This window comes from Synechococcus sp. R6-10 (assembly GCF_047461815.1).
Taxonomy (GTDB): domain Bacteria; phylum Cyanobacteriota; class Cyanobacteriia; order Thermostichales; family Thermostichaceae; genus Thermostichus.
The window spans coordinates 1-7,122 of sequence record NZ_JANSHW010000175.1; the positions used below are offsets into that span (position 1 = coordinate 1).

The window sequence follows — 7,122 nt, forward strand, 5'->3', positions numbered from 1 at the left end:
TGTGGAGGAGATCCTATCTGCCTTGGGCTTTCAGCTCTCCCGTTGCGAAGGGGCCAATTCCCAGAGTGCCCTCTCCCCCGCTACCGAGACGGCAACCGTGGCCAGCTGCGTTTGGCAGGTCGTCGTTCCCCCCTATCGCCTGCGGGACATTGAGCGGGAGATCGACCTCATCGAGGAGTTTGCCCGTCTCTACGGCTATGACCGCTTCTCAGAAACCCTACCCACCGAGCCGCAGGTGGGATCCCTTTCGGCGCGGGAAACGTTCACCCGCCAGATCCGAGAAGTGCTGCGCGGCATTGGCCTGACAGAGGTATATCACATCTCCCTCTGCCCAGCGGAGGAGGATGGATCTTTGGTGAGGATTGCCAATCCACTTTCGCCTGAATATTCAGCCGTGCGCAATGCGCTACTTCCCGGCCTGGTGGAGGCCTTCCGCTTCAACTGGGATCAAGGCAACGGCCCGCTCCAAGCCTTTGAAATCGGTCGTGTTTTTGCCCATGCCCTTCCCCCCAACCCCCACCCTTACCGGGAAGCTGAGCATATCGGCGGTATCTTGGGCGGGGATCCCAATCCCCACGATTGGCAGCACCGCAACCGACCCATGGACTGGTTCGAGGCCAAGGGGCTGCTGGTCTCCGCTCTGGAGCGGCTGGGATTTGGCCCGGAGTTTCGTCTGGATCCCCCTGAAGAGCAATCGTCCCTGCTTCACCCCGGTCGCCAGGCCAGTTTGTGGATTGAGGGATCCCGCATCGGTTTGTTCGGGCAACTGCACCCCCGCCTCTGTCAGGAAAAGGGGCTGCCAGATCAGGTCTATGGGTTTGAGCTGCAGTTGGATCCCTTGCTGGAAAGCCTGGAGAGACGGGGCATTGTGCAATTTGTCCCCTTTTCGCCCTTTCCTGCTGCCGATCGGGATATCGCCTTCTTTGCGCCACTCGACCTTGCCGTTGGTGAGATCGAGAAGGTTATCCGTCGAGCGGGCGGAGAACTTCTCCAATCGGTGCAGCTTTTCGACGAGTACCGGGGCCAAGGAGTACCTGCAGGGCAGCGCAGCCTTGCCTTCCGCCTAGTGTACCGCGCTCCCGATCGCACCCTCACGGATGCGGAGGTAGAAGCTCTGCAAAACCAGGTGAGGGCGCAGTTGGCAACACAATTTCCGGTGACCTTGCGCAGCTAGCCGACCCCTCTGTAGCTACTATAACATCCTCCCGGTGCTCACCCTGCGGGCAGGGCGCGGGACTGATTGCCCCTGCACCCCGTTAGCTACACCGCTGGGAAGCCCCGCCCTCTATTAGGGGCTAGTGACTGGTGACTAGTGGCTAGCCACTATCCAGGGTGAGAGTCGGGATGAAAGGCGGGGACATGATGTTTTGTCCTTGACTGGTGCCATAAACATAAAAAGTAGCGGGGTTTTATACACTGCCGCTATAAACATCAAGTACAGGGTGGTGGGGCATCCCGTCCTTTTCGCGCTAGCAGCGCGGAGCGCTAACCGGAGTCACTGTTCGCGTCAGCGGGACGGAGTCCTTGAAGCCCGCACTCTCTCGCTTTAGCGGCGCGGAGCGCTTTGCATCAGTATGAGTGCGGGAGTATGTCACTTAAACCAGAAGCAGATCTCAGCTTTTGCCCAGCTTCAGCATCTGATCCACCACCCCTAGGGTTTCTTCGTAGAGGTAGTCGGGGCCAAGCCGCTGCAACTCGGCAGCCAGCAGGGTGTCGAGGGAATCCTGCTCCAGGGGAGCCACCTGGCGAACCACACATCTCTGAGCGCCCCCCATGGCTTCCATGCGCATACACCCTGTGATTTCGGAGCACAGCACAGTACAGGCGTCGGCTTCTTGGTTGCTGGAGGTGAGGCGCAGCCCGATGAGATCCCCCGGCTGGCTGATTTCCGAGGCCAAGGGCACAGCCGCCAGTTCTGCCATCACCTCACCGCCCATTTGGGTTTGAAAGCGGATGCGGTCAATCTTGTAATCGTGTTCTTGAGCCTGAACCCGCTCTGTGGGAGTCCATCCCAGGCGACTGGCCAGCCAGCCCAGGAAGAGGAACGCCTGGCAGGGATTGCCGGCTTTGTAGTCGAGGTTCACACGATCCACAAGGTAGAGGGACTCTCGCCGGTCGGGAGGGTCGAAGGCTTGGGCGGTGAGTTCCTGCCAGGGCAGCAGCCGCCGCCAGTTGAGATCCCCACAGTGGCGCCCCTCACCCACCAAGAGGTGGATTTCCTGCAGATCTTCTTCTGGATTGACAAAGCCCCGCGAATCGACGATGACCCGATTGCTCAGGGCCACCAATTTTTGAAACAGCAAGCTGTTCAGATCCAGATCCCCCTGCCACCACAAAAAGGTGGGCAAGTTGGGGATCAGCAGCGAGGCAACGGTGCTGCAGGCCCGCACAAAGGCCGATTCGGGCGCTTTCAGGGTGATGTATTCGCAACAGACCAACGAGCTGCGCTGCTCACGGGTCACCGGACAGTAGGCGGCCACCTGGGCCTCGATGGCATCGTCTGGGGATCCCTCTCGTTTGGCTCGCAGGTCAATGACGCGACAGGGGTTCTGGGTGGCGATGGCTTCGACGGTGGGGGAAGGCAGCAACAGCGCATCGTCCAGAGATTCGTACACCACCAGGGTAAAGGTGGCAGCGCGGGCGGCAACGCTCTCTCCTTTGGAAGACCAGATCTTGTTCAGCTCCTGCTCAATATCTTCGATGGAGACATCTTTCGGGGTTTGTAGGGGCAGGACGGCAGCAGATTGATCCATAGTCTCCTCCTGGAGTGGACTCTTGCTCGATTCTAGGCAGGGGGGTCGGCTGGCCGGGAAGGGCTTAAGGCGAGGTACAGATTGACCAACTCAAGCCTGCGCTCCACACCCAATCCAGGAAATCAGAGGATCAAGCGGGCCGGGGCTGGATGCTCAGCTCCAGGGGGCGGGCGGGATCCCCTGTCAACAGGACTCCGCGGCCATTGGCGTGTAGGTGCCGCACAATCCAGTACAGGGTTTCTATGCGCTCCGGGCAGCCCAGTTTCTCTGCCAGTTGGGGCAAAGTCAGGGATCCCTGGTGCTCCTGCACCGTCTCTAGCAATCGCCGTTGCAGCTCCAAGACAGCGCTGGCGGCTTTCTTGCCTGCTTCCACCCCCGGTTGATGGTAAGCGTTGATCTGGATTAGGGAGGCATAGAGGCCCACGGCTCGCTCGTAGAGGGCAATCAAGGCCCCCACCGAGCGGGCATCCACCCGTGGCAGCGTCACGGTAATGGAGTCGCGACCGTTTTCGTAGAGAGCCTGGCGGGTGCCCTGCAGCAGGCCGCTCAGGTAGTCGCCACTGGTCACCTGCGGCTCCACGAAGGGGGAAGGGATCCCGGGCTCCCGATCCTGAAGCACCTCGATGAAGGTGACAAAGAAGTTGTTCAAGCCATCCCGCAACTGTTGTACGTAGGCATGTTGGTCGGTGGTGCCCTTATTGCCGTAGACGGCGATGCCCTGCTCCACACGGTTGCCGTTTAGATCATGGGATTTGCCCAGGGATTCCATCACCAACTGTTGTAAGTAACGGCTAAACAGCAGCAGGCGATCCTTGTAGGGCAAAACCACCATGTCCTTGCGCCCTTGCCCTTGACCGACGATGTACCAGGCCATGGCCAGCAGAGCGGCGGGATTGCGCTCCAGGTGGGGCAGGCGGGTGGCCTCATCCATGGTGGCTGCCCCGGCCAGCAAAGCCCGGATATCAATGCCCTGCAACGCTGCCGGCAACAGGCCCACCGGGGACGTTTCGGAGGTGCGCCCCCCCACCCAGTCGAAGATGGGGAAGACCTCCAACCACCCCTCCTGCCGCGCCTGCTGCTCCAATTGGCTGCCGGGGCCGGTGATGGCCACCGCATGGGCAGAAAAAGGGATCCCGGCTTTTTGGTAGGCCAGCTTCACCTCCACCAAGCCATTGCGGGGCTCTGGGGTGCCGCCGGATTTGGAGGTGGTGATCACCAGGGTTTGCCCCAGTTGGTCTGCCAGCCGCCCCAGCACCCGGTCAAACCCGTCGGGATCCGTGTTGTCGATGAAGTGGATGTTCAGGGGGGGGTGCAGCGGAGCCAGGGCCTCCGCCACAAATTGCGGCCCCAGAGCTGAGCCGCCAATGCCGATGCAGAGCAGCTCGGTGAACCGTCCCCCCCCGCTGGCCGGGATGGTTCCGCGATGGATCTTTTCGGCAAAGGTTTCCACTCGCTCAATGGAATCCTGAATGGCCTGCCGGATTTCAGGGGTGGGAGCCAGCTCGGGCGCCCGCAGCCAATAGTGGCCCACCTGGCGGCCTTCGTCGGGGTTGGCAATGGCTCCTGCCTCCAAAGCCTGCATATCGGCAAAAGCCTGGGCAAAGCGAGGCCGTAGCGCTTCCACCTGAGGGGGAGTGAAACGGATGCGGCTGATATCGACGAAAATCTCCAGGCCGGGATGGTAGTAAAGCCAATCGCAGTAGCGCTGCCAGAGTTGGAGGCTGTCCATGGGATCCCTTTTGCCGAAATCCCTAACCAGCTTACCAAACTCTTTCTTACTCCCAGCCGAGGGTTGTGCGCTCCAGCCAGGACTGATCCAAACTGATGAGTGCCTCTTTGACCCCCACACCGGTCTCAGGGTGACGCCAGTCGGGAGCGATCTCCCCCAAGGGAGCTAAGACAAAAGCACGTTCCATCATGCGGGGGTGGGGCAACGTCAGCTCTGGGCTGTTCAGGATCCGGTTACCCACGGCCAGCAGATCCAAATCCAGGGTTCTGGCCTCCCAGCGGATGCGCCGCACCCGTCCTGCCTCCTGCTCGATGGCCAGCAGCGCCCCGAGCAACTCCAGGGGAGACCGGTAGGGGGGAAAGGGATCCAACGCCACCACTGCGTTAAGGTAGTCAGGCTGTCCGGGTGGCCCCCCTTGGGCTGGGCTGCGGTAGAGACTGGAACAGGCCACCACCTCTCCCAACCGGCGCAACTTCTGCACAGCCAAGCGCAACTGCTGCAGCGGATCCCCCAGGTTGCTTCCCAGGGCAACATAGGCCAGGTCACGATTCATGAGGCTTCCGCCCTGCTTACGGCTCGCCGGCGGTCGACCTCGACGTAAACATCCTCGAACAGCCCCGGCAGGGGAGCTTGGGGCTTGTGAACCCGCACGGTCAGGGCCTCCAGCTGGGGATAGCTCTGCCACAGCCGCTCTGCAATCTGGTCTGCCAAGGTCTCGATCAAGCGGCGGCGCTGGCCGGTCACCTCTTGCCGCACCATCTCATACACTTGGGCATAGTCCACTGTGCCAGAGAGGTCATCCTGGATCTGGGCCAGGGAAAGCTGCATCTCCACATCCACCACAAAGCGCCCGCCCAAAACCGCTTCCTCCGGGCAGTGGCCGTGGTAAGCATGAAAGACAAGGCCCTGGAGCACCAGCCTACCCTGCATCATGGTGCAGAGCTTCCCAAGTGGCGAGGGCGGAAACATGAGCTGGCACGTTATGAACCCGTACCAGGGCAGCTCCCCGGCTGGCCGCAAACAGGTGTACGGCCACGCTGGCGCTGTCTCGCTGATTAGGTACGGCAATGCCGGAAAGCTTACCCACAAAACTTTTGCGGGAGGCCCCCACCAAGACCGGGTAGCCGTAGGCCACCAGCCGCGGTAGGGCTTTAAGCAGGACTACATTCTGCTCGGCAGTTTTGGCAAAGCCTAAGCCCGGATCCAAAACAACGCTGGGCACGCCCGCCGCCAGAGCCCGCTCCGCCTGTTCCCTGAGGAAACCGAAAACCTCCCCCTCCAGGTCAGCATAGTCGGTCTGCTGCTGCATGGTGCGCGGCTCTCCCCGCATGTGCATGATCACCGCCGGCACCCCCTTTTCGGCACAGACCTGTATCATTTGGGGATCCCGCAGCCCGCTGACATCGTTGATGATGTGCGCCCCGGCAGCCAAAGCCGCAGCCGCCACCTCCGTTCTGCGCGTATCGACGCTGATGGGGATCCCGGATCCTTCCAGGGCCCGGATCACGGGCAAGACTCGGTCGCATTCCACCTCCACCGATACCGGCTCCGCTCCCGGACGGGTGGACTCGCCGCCAATATCCACGATCAAGGCCCCTGCCGCTGCCATGGCTTTGGCTGCCTGCACAGCCGCTTCTGCAGATCCCCACTGGCCGCCATCGCTGAAGCTGTCGGGGGTAACGTTTAGCACCCCCATCACCCCAACGCCCCGCCAAGAAAGACGGTAGCCCTCTGGCGTCTGTTCTGCCCCAGGCAGAGGACGTCGGGAGATCAAGCTGGTAACACTTCTAACCTTCAGAAGATGATCCTGCGCAAAGAGCATGCTGGTTTGTGCTGCTGGGGCAAGGAAAGAGTCTCCCGCAGCTCAGGATACTATGGCCCAAGCCCCACGCATGGCTGAAATCCAGTGAAATGCTTCGGCGTCTCCGGCTTGCAGAATGCAACCTGGGGAAGAGCCTCCGCCAACTCAGACGCTGGGGTTGGCCTGAGTCGGCAGAGGAACTCATCCCACTCTAGAACATGATGTCGTCTTCGGAACGACCCCAGATGCACCAAATGATAGAGGCAAAGATTGCCATGTAAACCCAGGCCATCGGGCCGTATTGCAGCAGATCCATCAATACATCCCTAAAACATTTGTTTATCTAGTCCAATTATTGTGATGTTTCGTTACAGCGTCAACCGTTTTCTTAGGAAAAGGCCCCCTCTCAGACCCAGCCGGAGCTGCGCTGGGATCCCTTGTCCAGGGCGGGTTAAGTCTTTTTGCCTAAAGACAGGGAGCAAGTCTTCAGTTTCTGAGAAAACCCAGCTTGCCTGAGAGATGCAGGAGGATAGGGAACTAGACATTGAAGCGGAAGTGCATCACGTCCCCTTCCTGGACGACGTAGTCTTTGCCTTCGCTGCGCAGCAGGCCCTTTTCTTTGGCGGCATTCAGGGATCCCGCCGCCACCAGATCGGCATAGGCCACCGTCTCGGCCCGGATGAAGCCCCGCTCAAAATCGGAGTGGATCACCCCGGCTGCCTGAGGGGCTGTGGCGCCGACTGGAATCGTCCAAGCGCGGGTTTCTTTGGGGCCAGAGGTAAAGTAGGTGCGCAAGCCCAACAGCTCGTAGGTGGCTCGGATGAGAGATTTCAGCCCGC

The 7,122-nt window shown here is 60.7% G+C and carries 7 protein-coding genes; 1 reads left to right on the forward strand and 6 read right to left on the reverse strand.

Going from position 1 to position 7,122, the window contains the following annotated elements; genetic code table 11:
* Nucleotides 1-1,174 (forward strand): phenylalanine--tRNA ligase subunit beta (locus tag NW837_RS05655; RefSeq protein WP_414329746.1); only part of this gene is annotated, 1,174 nt, incomplete at its 5' end.
* A 439-nt stretch (nt 1,175-1,613) separates the two neighbouring features.
* Here NW837_RS05655 and NW837_RS05660 read toward each other — a convergent pair.
* The 6 genes from NW837_RS05660 to NW837_RS05685 all read right to left on the reverse strand — a co-directional run.
* Complete coding sequence (locus NW837_RS05660) at nt 1,614-2,753, reverse strand: glucose-6-phosphate dehydrogenase assembly protein OpcA (protein WP_414329748.1); 1,140 nt, start codon at nt 2,751-2,753, stop codon at nt 1,614-1,616.
* Between the two features lie 130 nt (nt 2,754-2,883).
* Nucleotides 2,884-4,482 (reverse strand): glucose-6-phosphate isomerase, encoded by a 1,599-nt coding sequence (locus NW837_RS05665; RefSeq protein WP_414329749.1) that lies wholly within the window; start codon nt 4,480-4,482, stop codon nt 2,884-2,886.
* 46 nt (nt 4,483-4,528) lie between these two features.
* Nucleotides 4,529-5,035 carry a 2-amino-4-hydroxy-6-hydroxymethyldihydropteridine diphosphokinase gene (folK, locus tag NW837_RS05670; protein ID WP_414329751.1) on the reverse strand — a complete coding sequence of 169 codons (507 nt, stop codon included), beginning with the start codon at nt 5,033-5,035 and terminating at the stop codon, nt 4,529-4,531.
* Nucleotides 5,032-5,415, reverse strand: a complete 384-nt coding sequence (folB, locus tag NW837_RS05675) for a dihydroneopterin aldolase (protein ID WP_414329753.1) — start codon at nt 5,413-5,415, stop codon at nt 5,032-5,034. The genes folK and folB overlap by 4 nt, the downstream gene beginning before the upstream one ends.
* A complete protein-coding gene (gene folP, locus NW837_RS05680; protein ID WP_414329755.1) occupies nt 5,402-6,304 on the reverse strand; it encodes a dihydropteroate synthase in 903 nt (300 codons plus the stop codon). The genes folB and folP overlap by 14 nt, the downstream gene beginning before the upstream one ends.
* Before the next feature lie 516 nt (nt 6,305-6,820).
* On the reverse strand, nt 6,821-7,122 hold a 302-nt coding region (locus NW837_RS05685), incomplete at its 5' end, for a DUF933 domain-containing protein (RefSeq protein ID WP_414329757.1).

What these genes read in the sequence shown, in the direction of transcription:
- NW837_RS05660 (WP_414329748.1), bottom strand. Translation starts at nt 2,753, where the DNA reads ATGGATCAATCTGCTGCCGTCCTGCCCCTACAAACCCCGAAAGATGTC.
- NW837_RS05665 (WP_414329749.1), bottom strand. Translation starts at nt 4,482, where the DNA reads ATGGACAGCCTCCAACTCTGGCAGCGCTACTGCGATTGGCTTTACTAC.
- folK (WP_414329751.1), bottom strand. Translation starts at nt 5,035, where the DNA reads ATGAATCGTGACCTGGCCTATGTTGCCCTGGGAAGCAACCTGGGGGAT.
- folB (WP_414329753.1), bottom strand. Translation starts at nt 5,415, where the DNA reads ATGATGCAGGGTAGGCTGGTGCTCCAGGGCCTTGTCTTTCATGCTTAC.
- folP (WP_414329755.1), bottom strand. Translation starts at nt 6,304, where the DNA reads ATGCTCTTTGCGCAGGATCATCTTCTGAAGGTTAGAAGTGTTACCAGC.